The organism is Phosphitispora fastidiosa (assembly GCF_019008365.1).
GTDB lineage: Bacteria > Bacillota > Thermincolia > Thermincolales > UBA2595 > Phosphitispora > Phosphitispora fastidiosa.
This window is the reverse complement of sequence record NZ_JAHHUL010000024.1, coordinates 1-16,909: the sequence shown is the minus strand read 5'-3', so window position 1 is coordinate 16,909 and position 16,909 is coordinate 1. Positions and strand designations below refer to the sequence as shown.

Annotated in this window: 17 protein-coding genes; 4 read left to right on the top strand and 13 right to left on the bottom strand. The window is 44.2% G+C overall.

What is annotated here, in order from left to right; translation table 11 throughout:
- Positions 1-123 precede the first annotated feature (123 nt).
- Positions 124-1,005, top strand: coding sequence for a LysR family transcriptional regulator (locus tag Ga0451573_RS17060; RefSeq protein WP_231685368.1), 882 nt, complete (start codon positions 124-126; stop codon positions 1,003-1,005).
- Between the two features lie 12 nt (positions 1,006-1,017).
- On the opposite strand, the gene Ga0451573_RS17055 is transcribed toward Ga0451573_RS17060, so the two are convergent.
- Positions 1,018-1,410, bottom strand: a complete 393-nt coding sequence (locus tag Ga0451573_RS17055) for a DUF4363 family protein (protein WP_231685367.1) — start codon at positions 1,408-1,410, stop codon at positions 1,018-1,020.
- Between the two features lies 1 nt (position 1,411).
- A complete protein-coding gene (locus Ga0451573_RS17050; protein ID WP_231685402.1) occupies positions 1,412-2,125 on the bottom strand; it encodes a DUF421 domain-containing protein in 714 nt (237 codons plus the stop codon).
- A gap of 194 nt (positions 2,126-2,319) precedes the next feature.
- On the opposite strand from Ga0451573_RS17050, the gene Ga0451573_RS20460 reads away from it, so the two are divergent.
- Positions 2,320-2,670: a four-helix bundle copper-binding protein gene (locus Ga0451573_RS20460; RefSeq protein ID WP_231685366.1), complete on the top strand. Its 351-nt coding sequence runs from the start codon at positions 2,320-2,322 to the stop codon at positions 2,668-2,670.
- A 45-nt stretch (positions 2,671-2,715) separates the two neighbouring features.
- Positions 2,716-2,889 carry a DUF2512 family protein gene (locus Ga0451573_RS17040; RefSeq protein WP_231685365.1) on the top strand — a complete coding sequence of 58 codons (174 nt, stop codon included), beginning with the start codon at positions 2,716-2,718 and terminating at the stop codon, positions 2,887-2,889.
- 54 nt (positions 2,890-2,943) lie between these two features.
- Here Ga0451573_RS17040 and Ga0451573_RS17035 read toward each other — a convergent pair whose 3' ends face one another.
- The 11 genes from Ga0451573_RS17035 to Ga0451573_RS16985 all read right to left on the bottom strand — a co-directional run bounded on the left by Ga0451573_RS17035 (position 2,944) and on the right by Ga0451573_RS16985 (position 14,621).
- Positions 2,944-3,669, bottom strand: a complete 726-nt coding sequence (locus tag Ga0451573_RS17035) for a YetF domain-containing protein (protein WP_231685364.1) — start codon at positions 3,667-3,669, stop codon at positions 2,944-2,946.
- Positions 3,666-4,157: a hypothetical protein gene (locus tag Ga0451573_RS17030; protein ID WP_231685363.1), complete on the bottom strand. Its 492-nt coding sequence runs from the start codon at positions 4,155-4,157 to the stop codon at positions 3,666-3,668. Before Ga0451573_RS17030 ends, Ga0451573_RS17035 begins: the two co-directional genes overlap by 4 nt.
- Positions 4,158-4,813: 656 nt before the next feature.
- Complete coding sequence (gene guaA / locus Ga0451573_RS17025; protein WP_231685362.1) at positions 4,814-6,355, bottom strand: glutamine-hydrolyzing GMP synthase; 1,542 nt, start codon at positions 6,353-6,355, stop codon at positions 4,814-4,816.
- A 46-nt stretch (positions 6,356-6,401) separates the two neighbouring features.
- Positions 6,402-6,941, bottom strand: a complete 540-nt coding sequence (gene hpt, locus Ga0451573_RS17020; protein ID WP_231685361.1) for a hypoxanthine phosphoribosyltransferase — start codon at positions 6,939-6,941, stop codon at positions 6,402-6,404.
- 68 nt (positions 6,942-7,009) lie between these two features.
- Positions 7,010-9,127: a transglutaminase TgpA family protein gene (locus Ga0451573_RS17015; RefSeq protein ID WP_231685360.1), complete on the bottom strand. Its 2,118-nt coding sequence runs from the start codon at positions 9,125-9,127 to the stop codon at positions 7,010-7,012.
- Entirely contained in the window at positions 9,114-10,343 is a 1,230-nt protein-coding gene (locus tag Ga0451573_RS17010; RefSeq protein ID WP_231685359.1) for a DUF58 domain-containing protein, read from the bottom strand. Before Ga0451573_RS17010 ends, Ga0451573_RS17015 begins: the two co-directional genes overlap by 14 nt.
- Positions 10,344-10,398: 55 nt before the next feature.
- Complete coding sequence (locus Ga0451573_RS17005) at positions 10,399-11,334, bottom strand: AAA family ATPase (protein ID WP_231685358.1); 936 nt, start codon at positions 11,332-11,334, stop codon at positions 10,399-10,401.
- A 120-nt stretch (positions 11,335-11,454) separates the two neighbouring features.
- Positions 11,455-12,168: a phosphatase PAP2 family protein gene (locus tag Ga0451573_RS17000; protein ID WP_231685357.1), complete on the bottom strand. Its 714-nt coding sequence runs from the start codon at positions 12,166-12,168 to the stop codon at positions 11,455-11,457.
- Positions 12,169-12,462: 294 nt separating this feature from the next.
- The gene (locus tag Ga0451573_RS16995) at positions 12,463-12,996 is read right to left on the bottom strand and encodes a methylated-DNA--[protein]-cysteine S-methyltransferase (protein ID WP_231685356.1); all 534 of its coding nucleotides are present in this window, start codon (positions 12,994-12,996) and stop codon (positions 12,463-12,465) included.
- Entirely contained in the window at positions 12,993-13,655 is a 663-nt protein-coding gene (locus Ga0451573_RS16990; protein ID WP_231685401.1) for an HD domain-containing protein, read from the bottom strand. The genes Ga0451573_RS16995 and Ga0451573_RS16990 overlap by 4 nt, the downstream gene beginning before the upstream one ends.
- Before the next feature lie 114 nt (positions 13,656-13,769).
- Positions 13,770-14,621 carry a methyl-accepting chemotaxis protein gene (locus tag Ga0451573_RS16985; RefSeq protein WP_231685355.1) on the bottom strand — a complete coding sequence of 284 codons (852 nt, stop codon included), beginning with the start codon at positions 14,619-14,621 and terminating at the stop codon, positions 13,770-13,772.
- A gap of 431 nt (positions 14,622-15,052) precedes the next feature.
- Here Ga0451573_RS16985 and Ga0451573_RS16980 point away from each other — a divergent pair, with 431 nt between their 5' ends.
- The gene (locus Ga0451573_RS16980) at positions 15,053-16,756 is read left to right on the top strand and encodes an IS1634 family transposase (protein WP_231685354.1); all 1,704 of its coding nucleotides are present in this window, start codon (positions 15,053-15,055) and stop codon (positions 16,754-16,756) included.
- Positions 16,757-16,909: the final 153 nt, after the last annotated feature.

Sequence of the window (16,909 nt, the reverse complement as noted above, 5' to 3'; positions counted from 1 at the left end):
GTATTACCTCCCGATAAAATATTACTTTACAAATATAATTCTAACATAATAAAATTAATAAGAATAGTTAATAATTTTAATGTATTTGATTAGTACAGCTAATAAAAAAAGGGGGGGTTTTCTGTGGATGTTAGTTTTGAGTTGTACAAGGTGTTTTATTATGTAGCCAGAGACCTGAGCTTTTCCTCGGCTTCAAACAGTCTTTATATATCCCAGTCAGCAGTCAGCCAGTCAGTTAAGCTCCTTGAAGAAAAAATGAACTGCAGACTTTTTATCAGAAATACAAAACAGGTTAAACTGACACGGGAAGGTGAAGTGCTGTTTGAGTATATCTCCCAGGCCTTTAACTTCATCAAGGCGGGAGAACGGCGGGTCAGTGAACTGCGTTCCCTGGAAAGTGGTGAAGTCAGAATAGGGGCAAGTGATACTATCTGCAAACACTACCTTTTGCCATATTTCAAAAAGTTCATCAGCCTCTACCCCAATATCAATATTCAGGTCATTAACCGCACCTCCCCCATGTGTATTGAGCTTCTAAACAATGGGGCCGTTGATGTTACAGTTGTCAATATTCCTGAAAAGCAGGATAAGTACCACATTATCAAGGAACTAAAAAAAATTCAGGACGTGTTTATTGCCGGAAATAATTTCGCACACCTGAAAGACAAGGCCATACCACTTGACGAATTGAACCGTTACCCCCTTTTGATGCTGGAGAGGAATACCATCACCAGAGAGTTCATTGACTCTTATCTAAAACACCGGGGTATCAGCCTGACCCCTGAAATTGAATTGGGAAGTGTTGACCTGCTGGTGGAACTGGCCAAAATCGGCCTTGGCATATCTTTTGTGGTCAGGGATTATATTGAAAAAGAGTTGTCCGATGGGGATATATTTGTGCTCAATATAAAAGAAAGTATTCCCCAAAGAAGCCTTGGCATCATAACTCACAAAAACATCCCGGTTTCCCTTGCCGCTCAGAAATTCGTCCAATTATTTCATTGAACGATGCCGGTCTTATTTGCCCAACTCCCGCCAGTGCCCCCGGGCCTCATAAAGCTCACCCAGGGCGTTTTTTTCGTCATTAGCCTGAATAAATCCTTCGATACGGTCAAGATTAATCATAATATCTGCCATTTCATCCAGTTCCACACTATATCGAAGGATTTTAAAGGATTTGTTCAGTGAGGACCTCAAAATGTGAGTACTAGCTGTAGCCTCAGACCAGTTTTTTAATTTTAGATTAGTTTCAATCTGAGAAAAGGTTTGGGTAATATGATGCCTGGTATCAAGCGGTTTAATCAAAATGGGGCCGGAAACCAAGACCGCCAGGAATATGCCCACTATTAATATCGACAGTAAGTATTTTAAATTTTTTTTGGATTTAACATTTCGCTTAATTGGACTCATTTTATTCACTCAAGTCATTTATTTTTATCAGGTGATCTTTGTACCTGTCCACATACAGCTTTCCCTGAGTATCCAGGGATGCCAGGAGGACTTGGGAAACATCATTGACCCCATGTTGGCTGAGCTCGTTTTGCAGCCAGACCCTGTCTAGGTTAAGCTGCTTCAGGTTCTGCTCCAACACCATTCCGTCATATATAATCACCGTTTGCAGCCCGTCATATTTAGTGCTGAGGTTCAGGTCACTGGGTGTTACCGGCTGGTATTGCGATTTCTTCAGCACGGAAATTTCGCCACTGCGTTCCAAAACAGCAAATTCAACCTGCTTGATATCAAAAATGTCCTTACTCCTCAACTGCTCCAGCAGGTCTGAAACAGTATACCGCATTTTTCTCATAGCATCTTCCATTATCATGCCATTCATGATGACTACAGAGGGCTCTCCATCCACTAACCTTGAGACCCTGCGCCACTTAACGGTTACCACCTGCATCATAAAAGCAAATCCTACCCATGTTAAAAGAGCCACCCAGTGGGGCAAAGCGCTGCTGGTGAGATCAGTTGTTAGGGAGGACGCCGTTGAACCGATGGTAATCCCTAAAATATAGTCGAAAACGGTCAGTTCACTGACCTGCTGTTTTCCTAAGACACGCGTAAATATCAAGAGAGTGAAAAAACCAATGGCTGCCCTGAGGACCTCAACATGGACTTCATTGATTAACATTTGCATCCCACCCGAAATTATTGTTAGCATTTAGTAATAAAAATTATACCTGATGATGAACCGCAATATTATGCTTTTCTTGTCATCGGAAGCAATAATTATGAACAAATGTGCATTGAAGAATAATTTAGTCCTTGATAGAAAACAATATTTTCGGGTAAAAATTTTAATTTAGGAGGAATAACTCAATGCCAACAATGGTTGATACTTCAGTAAAACACATGCAAAAATGTATCAATGAATGTAACACGTGCATGCAGGCTTGTGAACAATGCCTTACCTCTTGTATGCAGGAACCGGACATTCAGGCAAGGGTAAAATGTATGCAAATTCTTCATGACTGTGCTGATATATGTTCTTTCGCATCCCAATTCATGTCCAGAGACAGTCAATATGCCAAAGATATCTGCGGATTATGTGCTAACATCTGTGACCAATGTGCAAATGAATGCAGAATGTTCAAAGACGAGCATTGCCAGGCATGTGCAGATGAATGCAGCAGGTGTGCTCAGGAATGCCGCAGCATGGCTGGAATGTAGAATCCTAAACAAGCCAGGGGATTCATCAGAGAAGGAGGTGAATCTATGAAGCATATTTTAGCGCTTATCATAAAGTTTGCGGTAATTGCCATTGTTTTAGAGGTGGTTTTAGGATATCTCACTGATTTGTCGGCAATGAATATCCTGTACGTCGCTTTGGCAGTAACCTTGGTAGCTTATCTTATAGGTGCTGGCTGTAGGAGAATGGTTTTATCATAAATTTGTCAGGGGAGCGGTATTCCCCCCGGTTGGTAAAGCATAAATCAATTATAATTAAATAACCGAATCATCATCTTCCACTTCTTGAATATATTGCGGATTGTCATTTCTAACATCTACATAGAGGTTACCGTCTGTCGATAATGTTGCCAAAAATACATTTCTGATATCTCTTATATTCTTCGAATAAAGCGTGTTGTACAGCCACTCGTGATTCAGGTTATTTTGCCTGAGATTTTGTTCAACAATTCTGCCATCTCTGATTATCTCTGATGATACTCCTCTGTAAGTTGTACTTAGATTCAAATCCCTTGGAGTAATTGGCGTATACTGAGTCTTTTTTTGTACGCTGAGTTTTCCGTGAGGTTCCAGGATAGCAAATTCAACTTCACTCAAGTCAAAAACGTTCTTTTCTCTTAGCTGCATAAGCAAATCGTCAACGTTATACCGAATTTTTTTCAGATTATTTTCAAAGATCTTGCCGTTTTGTATCATAACCAAAGGTTCACCTTCCAGCAGTTTTCTGAACGGAACACTTTTCATGGATATGTAACCGGTAAGAATTACCGCAAAAGTAAAGATAACCGGACTAATCAAAACGTAGAAACTGTGAACTTCTGATGTAACAAATGCACCACCAATGGTCCCAATTGTTATCCCAATGACAAAGTCAAAATAGGTCAACTGTGATAATAACTTTTTCCCAATCAATCGAGTCAGGACTACCAATAGGATAAAAATTATAACCGAATACAATACTGCTTCGTAGATGTCATTCATTTTTTTGATACCCTCCTGGTTTTCTCCTGCTCATGTAATTTAGTATTGGTTTCCGGATACCATTTAATAATCAGGTAAGCCCCAACCAATCCAAAGATTTGATGTTCAATTAAGGAGGTTAATCTAAATACAGGGTCAACTGGAACAATCCTTGAAGCGCCGAAATTTATTGCCAGTCCGAGACCAAACAACCAAATGACATTGCCTATGATCAAACCTTTATACCACCAATAATCCCTTCCGGTTAACTCAAAAAGATATAATATGACCAACCCGATTGTTCCTCCGGTAATAATATCCACTACTACTCCTAAAATAACACCCAGAACTGTAGTAGCATCTTCTGGTTGAATTAATGCGGCAGATGCTATGAATAAATACAGGTGCTTAATTACTCCCATTTTCCAAAGTATTAGGTTTGAACTTGTTTTAATTATTGATGCTATCATACCTGCAATTGTTCCGGCTAAGATTCTGTCTTTTAGCATTTATCGTCTTCCTTCATAAGGTTGATTGTTCCTATCTTTTCCGAAACCAGAAAGTTATATGGCAGGAAAATAGAGAGAACATCCCCATGGCCAGGGTAAGAATCATGCCTCTCCAATCTTTATCAAAGTATTTGGATTATAGTTTCTTCGGTTTCACTCTCTTAGCATGTTTGTTCTTCATTGCAGGTGCCGGAACAGCGAAATAATGTTTGGGCAGCCGCCGCTTATTTGTCTTCCCTTTTATCGTTCTTAAATATATCCAGGCAACCGAAAATTCCCAAGGGAGATAAATGATAAGCAGATGCAGAACAGGACTTCCGTAATTCCACCTGAAAATACCAATTTCCTGTAAAAAATAAGAAAAGTATAAACTAAAACATCCTGCAATTACAGGGAAGATGTACTTCCAGGGTTTATTCTGAGGCATGAAATATAAAAATAGCATATAATAGGCTGTCCAGGCAATGGGTGGAAACAACGGTATTCCAAAAGCACCGAAATGCGCGAAATTTATATACCCACCCGAGATTGGCAAACAAAAAAACCGGTGGCTTAGCAGTGAGCAAAAATGCCCAAATTCTAAACCACCGGTTTTATCATTGTCAATTGTTAATCGTCAATTGTCCACTGTCAATTGTGCATTGTGAATTGTCATCCTACTCCCACTCAATAGTTGCCGGGGGCTTGGAGGTAATGTCATAAACAACCCGGTTGATATCCTTTATCTCATTCACTATCCTGGAAGAAATGCTCTCCAGCACATCATAGGGTATCCTGGCCCAGTCGGCAGTCATCCCGTCGTGGCTGGTGACAGCACGCAGCACACAGGTGTAGCTGTAGGTCCGCTCATCACCCATGACCCCGACGGAACGCATGGAGGGCAGAACGGCGAAAAACTGCCAGATTTCCCGGTACAGGCCTGCCTTGATTATCTCCTCATGGAGGATGGCATCAGCCTCTCTCAAGGTATCCAGTTTGTCTCTGTTTATGTCACCCAGTATCCTAATGGCCAGCCCCGGTCCGGGAAATGGCTGTCTCCACACAATTTGTTCCGGCAATCCCAGTTGTTCCCCAACCAGGCGGACCTCATCCTTAAACAGCCATTTCAGAGGCTCAATAAGCTCCAGTTCCATATCCTCAGGCAGTCCGCCCACATTGTGGTGTGACTTGATAACTGCAGCAGTGTCTGTGCCGCTTTCCACAACATCAGGGTACAGAGTGCCCTGGACAAGGAAATCTATTTCGCCGAGTTTTCGGGCTTCTTCCTCAAATACACGGATAAACTCATTTCCGATAATCTTTCTTTTTTGTTCCGGTTCAGTGACTCCATCCAGCTTGTCCAGGAACCTTCCGGAAGCATCTACAGCGATAAGGTTGATGTGGAACTGATTGCGGAAGGTTTCAATTACCTGTTTGGCTTCGTCCTTCCTCAGCAGTCCATGATCAACAAAGACACAGGTAAGCTGGTCCCCGATTGCCTTATGGACCAATGCGGCAGCCACAGAGGAATCTACTCCGCCGCTTAAGGCACAGAGCACCTTCTTGTCACCTACTGCTTCTCTGACTTCCTTCACCGTCTGGTCAATAAAAGACTCCATGGTCCAGTTTCCCGAACAGCGGCAGATATCAAAAAGGTAAAATTCAAGCATGCGCTGGCCTTCCGGCGTATGAACCACTTCCGGATGAAACTGCACTCCATAGATTTTCTTTTCATCACTGCCCAGAGCTGCCACAGGGGTATTGCCGGTACATCCTAAGGCCTTAAACCCGGGCGGCGGCGCTGCCACAAAATCGCCGTGACTCATCCATACCTGAAGGACTTCAGGAAGTCCCTTAAAAAGAGGATTGTCCTTTTCAAGTACCTGCAGCTTTGTCTTCCCATATTCACGGTTATCAGCCCTGCTGACATTGCCGCCCAAGACCTGGGCCATAAGCTGCATCCCGTAACAAATCCCAAAAATGGGTATCCCCAGGTTAAAAATTTCCAGGTCACAAACAGGGGCATTTTCCACATAAACACTTGAAGGCCCCCCGGAAAGGACGATGCCCTTTGGTCCCATTGCGGCAATTTCTGCAGCCGGGGTACGGTAAGAAATTATCTCACAATACACCCTGCACTCCCTGATGCGCCGGGCAATCAACTGAGTATACTGACCGCCGAAATCCAGGATTAGCACCAGTTCCTTATCTCTTACCATCCCTTTATATCCTCCCTTAATAATCTTTTATTTGCTTCCTGCTCCACTAACTGGAGTAAATTTCTTTCTTGAGCACATAAATCCCCGGCAGGCTGCGGTACTTGTTATTATAATCCAGGCCATAACCAACTGCAAACTCATCAGGAATCACAAACCCGTTATAATCTAAGTCCACCTTGACCTTCCTTCTGGCAGGCTTCTCCAGGAGTGTACAGACTTTAACTGAAGCGGCTTTCCTGTTTTTCAGGTTTTCCACAAGGTATTTAAGAGTAAGCCCAGTGTCAACTATATCTTCAACAATCAGCACATGCATTCCTTCTATGCTCATATCAAGATCATTCAGAATTCTGACCACACCCGAAGACTCGGTGGACGAACCATAACTGGAAACAGCCATGAAATCTATGTAGAGAGGTATGGAAATTTCCCTTATAAGATCTGATAAAAAAACCACTGCACCTTTTAAGATTCCCACCACAATCAAGTCCTTACCCCTGTAATCTTCCGATATCTGCTGCCCAAGCAGGGCAACCTTCTCAGCAATCTGCTCCCTGGAGATTAGGCACTTTTCAACATCGTTTAACATCTATTTACCTCCAAAAATTTTTCTGAAAGGACTACACATCAAAGCATAGCAGAGTAACTGACCGATTGTCAATCCCCGGGCTTTTCAGTCCACTTGTTTACCAGCGCCCGCCAAACTGACCTGACCTCTTCCAACTCTTCTCTGCTCAGCTTTCCCTTGCCATATTTGTCAGTAAGGTATGCATTCGTGACTGTAAAAATACTGCAGTAATCATCAGGAAGTTGGTCAGACAAACCACGCACATATTCCAGAGGAGTCTGGCTGGATGTCCGGGGATATCCCTTACGCTTCAGCATCTCCACAAGGGAAATGTACATATCCCTGATCTGGTCTCCTGTACCTATCTTAAATATGTTTTTGGTCCGCCACAATAAATACACCACAGCAGCACCGGCAATAACTATAACCAGGGCAAGCGCCATCCCCCATGGGAATCCTTCATCTCCGGTGTTTAATATCTCCTCCGGAGAAAGGCCTTGAAATTCTGTTTCCTGTCCGGAAGTCTCAGCGCCCGCAAGGACAGCATTGGGTGCGCCGCCAACCCCTGTAAGGGCAAAGGACGGAGTCGGTTCAAAAGGTATCCAGCCATAATCAGCAAAATAAACCTCCACCCAGGAATGGGCATCACCCATGGTTACCTCATATACCTCCGTTTCAGGATTATAAACACCTGTGGTAAAGCCCTTGACCCACCTGGCTGGAATCCCGATTGACCTCAGCATTACCACCATAGCGGTGGAATGATACGTACAGTACCCTTTCTGCAGGTCAAACAAAAAATAGTCGGTTACATCACGGGAACCCGAAGCCGGTCTTACCGAAAGGTCATAAGCATACTTTGAAGAAAGGTAGTCTTCGATTATGACCGCCTTGTCATAAGGGTTCCGGACATGGGCAGTGAGTTTTTCGGCCAGTGTGCCGACGCGTTCCGGAACGCCTGAAGGAAGCTGCAAGTAAAGCTGCTTTATGTCAAGAGGGTATTCATCAATACTCCGCTTCAATTGGGCTTCGTCACGTTTCGGGATATATGATATCACCCTGTATGTGCCTCCGGGATTTAAACCTGATGTATATATATTACCCCCGGTGTCAATTCTGATGTCTTCTTCCTGCAGTTCCACCTGTGCCGCAAGCCCGGGACTGAAAATTACCTGTGAGGTAACTCCCGGCGCCAGGACAAATACCTGTTCAACCTTGTCCACAGACACATTTCGCGAATATGGGCTGGAAATTTCGCCACCATTGAGGCTCCGAGGCAAAAGTGTATTCCGCCAGCCTTTTCCGGTGTAGAAATCCGCGCTGTCACCGCGCCAATAAAACGGCTGTTCCGATTTAACATACATTACAGGCCTTGTTTCGGTCACTACCTCGCCTTTTAAGTCAAATTTTTGCAGCCGCCCCCAGAATACATCATAGCTCCCTGCCGCAGCCTGTTTTACGGCTGCAGATTTACCGGTCACCTCCATGGCCAGCTTGTTTCCGGCAGATACCAGGTCTATCCTGGGTCTCCCAGTCGGGAGCATTGATGCCGCCAACACGACTGGAATAATAAACGCCAGACTTATCCAGCTCCATGAGCGGATATTAAGCCCTGATCCCCGAGCCCGTCTCACCCTGAAATCACTTTCCATCTCCAGCAGGTATACCTGACTCCTCAGCCCAATACTGAAAAAAACATTTAAAATCACATATCCCGTGATACTTTCCCCTGATACAATAATTAATACACCCAGGAGAAGGATACCGAAAAAAAACATCTCTGCCAGGTTATTTTTTTCAATAATATAGCCCGTTATCAGGAACACCAGAAGAGCATAGAATGAAACCACGAAAAAACAGAAGGCTCCGTAGTATTCAAGACTGATGGAGCCAAGACCGAAATTGGGCAGGCCAAAAAAGAGCTCCCCGGCCTTAGAAATTTCTCCGGGTTCATTAGAGCGGTTGATATACCAGACAAGAATAGCGTATATGATAGCCGCTGTACCGGTGGCCTTCCTCCTGACTCCTGAGGGTTGAAAATAATCCGTAAACTGGTAAAGCAAAACTATCACTACTATTATTGTTAGAGCCTGCCCGCTTCCGGACCATCCAAAACCATGAAAGGTCGCCCGGCGCAAAGTCTCCAGATAACCAAAAATCAGTACCGGCAGCAGCGCAGTTCCTTTCACCCCTTTAGCAGTTGCCATACTCCAGCCCCCTAAACAGCAAACGCAGGTCTGTCTGCCTGTCCACCATAACTACAGATATGCCCCCGCCCCGCAGGCGAAGCGCTTCTTTCTGCCTGTTCTCAGCCGTGATGTCCCGCCCGCCGAAGCTCTCCAGTTTCAATAGAAAAACAACAATTTCCCAGCCACGGTGCTTCATCCTGATAAGCCGATCAACCAGATTGCCATCAATAAAACCCGTTATCAAATATGTACCACATCGCTTTCCCGTGAAAACAGAGTCACTGAACCTCTCCCAGCAATCAAGACCGGCTTCAGTCCTGACGCCGACCAGTGTTTCCAGAATCAGATTAAAATGGCCTTTACCATACCCGATGGGAACCCGGGCAATTTGCGACCCAGATACAGCAATACCTGTACCGTAACTGTTTCGTGAACCCATAGCCGCCAGCGAGGCCGCAAGAGTCACTGCCTTTTCCAGGCTGCAATCGGGCCCGCTGCCTCTGTGATGTTTTTCATCGGCATCAAGAATTATGATAAACCCATAATTGTTATTTTCCTCAAATTCCTTTACCAGCAGGTTCTGAGATCTGGCTGAAGCCTTCCAATGGATTCTGGAGATACCGTCACCGCTGTCATATTTTCTAACTCCCATAAATTCACTGCCGCTGCGTCCCCTCCTGGTTAGACCACGATTTAAGCCTAACCCCTGTGAGTAAATAATCCCCAGGTCATCACCCAGGTCATATATTTTAGGCAAAACAACTATTTGTTTCATTTCTCCCATATGCTGTGAGCTGGTAAAAACACCAAATATATCACCGGTGCGCACCAGTATGCTCCCCCAGCTAAACCGGCCTCGCTGCCTGCATTCAAGTTCTTCATGGAGAACCTTCTTTTCATGGGCTTTCAGGGAAAAGGTATAGCAGCCCAGATTATCAGGCAAGTCGAAGGTTCCAGGCATCTGTACCCAGCACTGAACCCATGGCACAGGCCAGCCGGAACGGTTCTCAACCTCTAGTGTGAATTTCACCTTTGAACCTACCTGGGTGCTGAGGGATTCGGTATAGCAAAGCGCACTGACTCTGCGATTAATAAACGCCCATACAAAACCGGCGGCAAAAATAACCAGGCTGGTGTAAAAAAGAAAATAGGGCACCTTCCCCCCGGCCCCAAAGGCATAAAGGAATACCAGCCCCAACCAGATAACTGCTTTTATAATTGCCCCAATATCCATGTGCAACCCCCACCCCGAAAAAAACCAATCTCCAGTAACTCATAAGAACCGCCGATTAAATATCCAGAGGAACCTGAGTCAAAACTTCATTTATGATCTCCTCAGCATTCTTCCCCTTAAGATGCGCTTCCGGCTTCAGTACTATCCGGTGAGCCAGAGTAGAACCTGCCAGGAACTTGATATCATCTGGAATAACAAACTCCCGTCCCGCAAGGCCGGCCTTGGCCTTACTTGTTTTCATCAGAGCCAGAGATCCCCGCGGGCTTGCTCCAAGAGCTACTTCAGGGTGGCGTCTGGTAACCTGTACGATTTTGACAATATAATCCTTAAGGGACTCGTCTATATGGACATTGGCCACCTTTTCCTGAAGATTTATCAGTTCGCTGAGGTCAAATACCTGTTTAATATCAGTAATCGGATGCCTTTTTTCCAGGCGGTCCAGAATTTCCATTTCTTCTTCATATGAAGGATAACCCAGGTGCGCCTTGATGAGAAATCTGTCCATCTGGGCTTCCGGCAGGGGAAATGTGCCCTCATATTCGATAGGATTCTGTGTTGCCAGGATCAAAAACGGCTTGGGCAGCTTATAACCGACCCCGTCAATGGTAATCTGATCTTCTTCCATGCATTCCAGGAGACTCGCCTGGGTTCGCGGCGAGGTCCGGTTGATTTCATCTGCCAATACTATCTGGGCCATTACCGGTCCCGGCCTGAATTCAAATTCATGAGTCTTTTGATTATATATGGAAACTCCCAGGATATCTGAAGGCAGCAGGTCAGGAGTGAACTGAATCCTCTTGAAGGCACACCCCAGGGACTTAGCCAGGGTTCGCACCAGCATAGTCTTGCCCATTCCCGGTACATCTTCCAGCAGCATATGTCCCCGGCATAAAAGAGAAATCATTATAAGTTCCACTACCTCTGTTTTCCCAACAATAACAGTGTGAATGTTCTGTCTGAGTTTTTCCAACAGTTCCTGAATGGCCTTCATATACTACCTCCGGATAATTCATGAAATAGAATTTATACAATAAAATTTCGACACATTCCATCAAATTCCTCTAGAGTTTAGATATTCCTGTAACAAAAAAATCCGCCCAACCCGGGCGGTTCATTGGTTCTTCATTTCAGGAGGCCTTATCTTAATATCACTGTTATAATTCCGCAATTCAACAACCAGGCGAAGCTTATCAGCAGAATTGTTTTTGCTGACTGCGGTGACTTCTCCCTTATGGACAAGATAACTGCGGGGTTCCAGCCAGAACTTATACCTGAAATCCTTCCAGAGCACCTCCATATATGGGTTATCAATAAGCGGAACTGCGGAATAGACCAGCCTTTTTTCCCGTCCCTCCCCTTCGGTCCCTTCATATTCTGCTTCTTCCAGTTCCTTATATGTGAAACTGGCCAGGGGGTTCAACTCAGCCATGAAAATCTGCTGCTGGTTAAGCTGGTTTCCGGCTAGCTTAACCCATTCACCGGTTAACTGGTCTTTGGTGTAAGTATTATTGTCAAACAGATAGAATTCAACTTCGGAATCAAAAATGCGGCCACCAATGTGTATTCTTTCGTGGCTTTCACGCCATCCGTCAACATGGCTGACCTGCTTTTCAGTACCGTCAATGGTAGTGAACATTTTGATGGTATACTCATATTCTTTTGCTTTCTCCGTGTTTTTCAAAGCTTCCCCGATTACCTCCCGCGGAGGTCTGTCAGAAGCTGCCGGAAACAGGTAGTATCCCACAGTGCACAGGCAGATAACCAGGAGGAAAACAACTACAAACCACCTGGCAGCAATATGTCTCCCCATGATTTGCACTGTCATCCCCTCCTCCATTAATATATTTTTACTGTTATTAAAAGTATATTATGCCTGTTTCGCTAATATTTTCAAATCTTTTTTATTCCAGCGCCCTTCTACTACATGAGTAGTTGATTCAATCCCCGATTTCGACCGCTGGACCCCCAAATTCTGCATTTCACCGCAAAAGTAATTACTACATGTGTAGGTTTTGGTAAACTTGATTATAAGAAAGCCCTCTCCCCCCAAGGATTAAGGGCAGACTAGAAAAAATACACACATAGAAAACAAGGGACAGAAATGTCCCTTGTTTTCTTTTCATTTGTTTTCAGGTGTCAGCGAACTAAGGTTCAGCTTAACTCCCTCCATTTCTAACATATGTGCTTTAAGCTGCAGCCCAGCCCCGGTAAAACCGCCCAGCCGTCCCTTGGCGCCGATAACCCGGTGACAGGGAATGATGGCAGGTATCCGGTTGGCTGCCAACGCTCCTCCCACGGCCCGCGCCCCTTTGGGTATTCCTATCCGGGAAGCAACCTCCCCATAAGTCATAAATGCCCCTCTGGGAATGAGGGCGGTAGTTTCCAGCACCCTTTTTTGGAACGGGGAGGCCCAGGACCAATCAAGGTTACAATTAAAGCATACTTCTTCTCCCCTGAAATAAGCCTGCAGCAACCTTTCCATCTCTTTAAGAGCAGAACCGGAAAAATCCGGGATGAACCTTAACAGGGAAAAAAGCGCGTCCCTTGCCTCGGTCTCTGTCTGCCGGGGCAGAACAGAAGCGCAGATTCCTTTGTCATTACTCGCCAGCCCCATCCAGCCGGCCTCAGTCGAAAAAACAGTATACTGCCTCATAAAAACCTGGCCTCATTGATGAGGAGTTCAAACTCACACCCCAGGTGAGCAGCAGCACGCCGGCATAAAACCATCCGGGTAAGAAAAATCTCAAAATACTCCATTACTGAACTGATTTCCAGGTCGATGGTTAGTTCCATGGTAATCTTCCTGAGATCAAGGTCAATCTTTAGCTGGCTGTGCTCTACAGCATAATTCACCCGGTCCCTTGTGGTAAACGTAGAAAAATCGGTTTTCCTGACCCTCACCCGGTGCACATCTGCTTTATCTGAAATGATAACCGCAGCCGCTACACTGCTCACCGGACTTCCGGTTTGTTCCTCATGGTTTCCTATAGCAGACACCACTACTGCTATTTCTTCAGGTTCCATGCCCATACGCAGCAGGAAAGAAAATACCAGGGCGCCCCCGACTCTGCCATGATCATACCTGTTAATCACATTCCCAATATCATGCAGATATCCGGCAATTTCCGCCAACTCTGTTTCCCTTTGGGGATATCCCAAAGCCTCCAGAATTCGCCTGCTGTTCTCAGCCACAGTAAGGGAATGCTCATAGTCATGAACTATGGCTCCCATATTGGCAAGGTAAACATTTGTTGCTTTAAAATAGGAATCTATTTCGGCATCCTTTTTTATTTCTTCAAAACCTATCAACAGAAGCCCTCCCGCAAATCTCAATCACATGTGCTGCCAATCGCAGCAAATTTCACACATATAGTTGTATACTGTCCTGTTTATATTTTATCATACAAACATTATAGAGAAAAATACTCAGATAATATTTTTAACTGATTCGGTAAGGTTAGTAGACATTTTTTTAAGTTCATCTATTGTGGCAAAGGTCTCCTCTGTCATCGCCATCTGCGCATGGGCAACACTATTGAATTCGCCAACCTTGGAAACAAACAATTCTATCGTACTCTGAATAGTACCGAGTGTCTTCTCGATTTGTTTCACAGACTTGAGGCTGTTAGCCGAGAGTTTCTGAATTTCCTTGGCTACCACCCCAAACCCAAGACCGTAATTCCCCGCCCTGGCAGCCTCAATTGAGGCATTGATACCGAGAACCTTTGTCTCATCGGCAATATCCTTAATATATTCAATAACTTCATTGGTATTGGCAACCTCTTCCTGAGTCCGGGCAGAAAAACCCAGCAGGTCATCATTAAGGGCTGAAAACTTCTCTGTCTCCCGCACCAGTTCATTGGCAGCCGCATTTATTTGTTCGATAGCAGAAGCCAGGGCGCCGGATGTTTCCTTGATGAGTGTTTCTTTTTCAGTAGTGGTCCCTGTAGCAATCGCGCCAACTACTTTGCCGTCCGGGGAAATAACCGGGCATGCCGTGATTATGTATGGAATCCCGATAACCTCACTGGGAATATTCTTGACAACCCGGCGTTTTTCCCGCATGGCCACTTCTGCCGGGGAACCTGGTCGCACCGGATCCCCCACTTTAATTCCCAGGTCCAGGTATGTTCCTTTATAATATGCGATAAATTTTTCTGTGTCTGTAATTCCGGTAGATATTTCATTAAACGTGATTTGGCCCATATAGGAAGCCACTTTTTGGTAAGCTTCCATTACCTCCAAGGGTATTTGAGCTTTGTTGTCCTTTAACGCCATAGATTCCACCCCACTTATCAATTCTGCTTTGCTTAAATACAATATTGCTACATTTTTCTACATTATTTTACATTTCCCTGCTACCAGCTGGCAGAATGTCTTTTTTTGGGGTTAAAATGTAACAAGGCACCCTTGAATGGTTGGGGAAATCGAGTAGCTAGCGTGAGTTTACGAAATACGCAATAAATTTCCAGTTATTTTGACCGCTTTTTAAACTACTATAGTAGCTTTAATAAAGTAAAATAAGCCTTAGACTCTTACCGATTATTTACAATAATGGTAGCTAAACGTATAACCTAACTTAAACCATAAATATCACCCATGTTCTTAAGAAAAATGTCCCTAAAATACTAGATTTTATATGAATTAGCAGGAATTTTAGCACCCTCCGCCGAATATAAGTATAACCTAACTAATTGAGGAGGGGGCGCATGGCTACCATCATTAAAAAGAAGATCAAAAACCAGATTTATTATTACCTGGTGGAGTCAAAACGTGTTAATGGCAAGCCTAAATACACTAATCAAATTTATTTGGGCAAGGCAGAAGACCTTGCCGATAAATTTAAGAACATTGAGGAACTGCAAAAACCTCAACGTGCTGTAGCCTTTAGTTTTGCTGCCGAAACAGCTCTTTTACAATTGGCTGAGCGTCTTGACTTGGTTGAAACCATTAACCGCCATGTGGGAAAACGGGATCAAGGTGTTAGTGTTGGTGAGTATATTCTTTTGGCTACTCTTAACAGAGCTGTGGCATCAACCAGTAAAAGCAAGATGGCCGACTGGTTCGATGGGACAGTTCTTAAACGAATGTTCCGGTTAAAGAAAGACCAGTTATCAAGTCAGCGGTTTTGGGATAATATGAATCTCCTGCAAAAAGAGCATATTGAAAGGATTGAAGCTGAACTGACCGCACGTATGGTAAAAGAGTTTAACGTGGACCTGGAATGCCTGCTTTACGATGCCACAAACTTTTTTACCCATATTGACACTAATAATCCATGTTCACTTCCTCAGCGCGGTCATTGTAAAGCTAAGCGTAACGACCTGAGGATTGTTAATTTGGCTCTTATGGTCAGTAAGGGTTTTCATATCCCTTTATTTCACGAGACTTATTCCGGGAATATTCCTGATGCACGCGAATTTGGCCTGGTTATTACAGAATTGATCAAGCGCGTGGATAATATCAGGGATGGCTCGGAAAAAGTCACCTTGGTTTTTGATAAGGTTAACAATTCACTGCAAAACCAAAATAAAATTAGCGGTAGTGTTTTCAAGGTGGTAGGCAGCCTGACACCTACCCACTATACTGATCTTCTGAAGGTTCCTAAAAGTGAGTTTGTGACATTGGACGAAACAAAATTTCCCGGGCATAGCGTGTATCGTACAACCAGGGGAATATTTGACCGGAAGCGTACGGTTTTGGTTGTGTACAACGAAAAACTGTTTCTCGGCCAGATGCAGGGGTTCCATAAAACAATTAATAAATGTTTATTGGCGTTGCAGGAACTAAAAACTAAATTGGACAACCGGGCAGCCGGATTAACTAAGAAAGGGGTCAAGCCAACCATTAGTTCAGTCCGAAAACGTGTTGGCGATATACTTTCCGCCCGGCATATGAAGGATCTTTTTGATATAAATGTTTATGAAGAAGACCATTTTATCCGGATGTCCTTCAGTTTTAGCCAAGCGGCTTTTGAGCATTTACAGGAATACTTACTTGGCAAGACGCTGCTTTATACGGATAATCACGAATGGACCAATGAAGCAATTATTACCGCATATCGGGGCCAGTCTAAGATTGAGGATGCTTTTAAACAAATGAAGAATCCGCATTTTCTCAGCTGGAGTCCTCAATACCACTGGACTGACCAAAAAATCATGGTGCATACTTTCTACTGTGTCCTTGCATTGATGCTATGTTCACTGCTTCGGCGTGAATTGTACCACCAAGGAATTGATTTGAGCATTTCCTGCATGCTCGAAAAGTTATCGGGAGTTCATGAAGTGCTGACTGTTTACGGTCAACCCCGCAAAGGCAAAAAACGGCGCGAATGCCTTACAATAACCGAAATGGACGAGGTTCAGCAAAAGATGTTTGATGTTTTAAATCTACAGAAATACAAATTCGATTAGGTAATACACCGTAATCTCCAAAAACCTTACGGGTCTAAGGTTAAGGGATTTTATATTCGCTAATTCGTAAACTCACGCTAGAAGTCGGGAATAATTTCCCGACTTCTTCGCTCTCACAGAACCGTACGTACGGGCCTCGTATACGGCTCCTGA

What these genes read in the sequence shown, in the direction of transcription:
- Ga0451573_RS17010 (WP_231685359.1), bottom strand. Translation starts at nt 10,343, where the DNA reads ATGGATATTGGGGCAATTATAAAAGCAGTTATCTGGTTGGGGCTGGTA.
- Ga0451573_RS20460 (WP_231685366.1), top strand. Translation starts at nt 2,320, where the DNA reads ATGCCAACAATGGTTGATACTTCAGTAAAACACATGCAAAAATGTATC.
- Ga0451573_RS17015 (WP_231685360.1), bottom strand. Translation starts at nt 9,127, where the DNA reads ATGGCAACTGCTAAAGGGGTGAAAGGAACTGCGCTGCTGCCGGTACTG.
- Ga0451573_RS17055 (WP_231685367.1), bottom strand. Translation starts at nt 1,410, where the DNA reads ATGAGTCCAATTAAGCGAAATGTTAAATCCAAAAAAAATTTAAAATAC.
- Ga0451573_RS17030 (WP_231685363.1), bottom strand. Translation starts at nt 4,157, where the DNA reads ATGCTAAAAGACAGAATCTTAGCCGGAACAATTGCAGGTATGATAGCA.
- Ga0451573_RS17035 (WP_231685364.1), bottom strand. Translation starts at nt 3,669, where the DNA reads ATGAATGACATCTACGAAGCAGTATTGTATTCGGTTATAATTTTTATC.
- Ga0451573_RS17040 (WP_231685365.1), top strand. Translation starts at nt 2,716, where the DNA reads ATGAAGCATATTTTAGCGCTTATCATAAAGTTTGCGGTAATTGCCATT.
- Ga0451573_RS16995 (WP_231685356.1), bottom strand. Translation starts at nt 12,996, where the DNA reads ATGAGGCAGTATACTGTTTTTTCGACTGAGGCCGGCTGGATGGGGCTG.
- Ga0451573_RS16985 (WP_231685355.1), bottom strand. Translation starts at nt 14,621, where the DNA reads ATGGCGTTAAAGGACAACAAAGCTCAAATACCCTTGGAGGTAATGGAA.
- guaA (WP_231685362.1), bottom strand. Translation starts at nt 6,355, where the DNA reads ATGGTAAGAGATAAGGAACTGGTGCTAATCCTGGATTTCGGCGGTCAG.
- Ga0451573_RS16980 (WP_231685354.1), top strand. Translation starts at nt 15,053, where the DNA reads ATGGCTACCATCATTAAAAAGAAGATCAAAAACCAGATTTATTATTAC.
- hpt (WP_231685361.1), bottom strand. Translation starts at nt 6,941, where the DNA reads ATGTTAAACGATGTTGAAAAGTGCCTAATCTCCAGGGAGCAGATTGCT.
- Ga0451573_RS17000 (WP_231685357.1), bottom strand. Translation starts at nt 12,168, where the DNA reads ATGACAGTGCAAATCATGGGGAGACATATTGCTGCCAGGTGGTTTGTA.
- Ga0451573_RS17005 (WP_231685358.1), bottom strand. Translation starts at nt 11,334, where the DNA reads ATGAAGGCCATTCAGGAACTGTTGGAAAAACTCAGACAGAACATTCAC.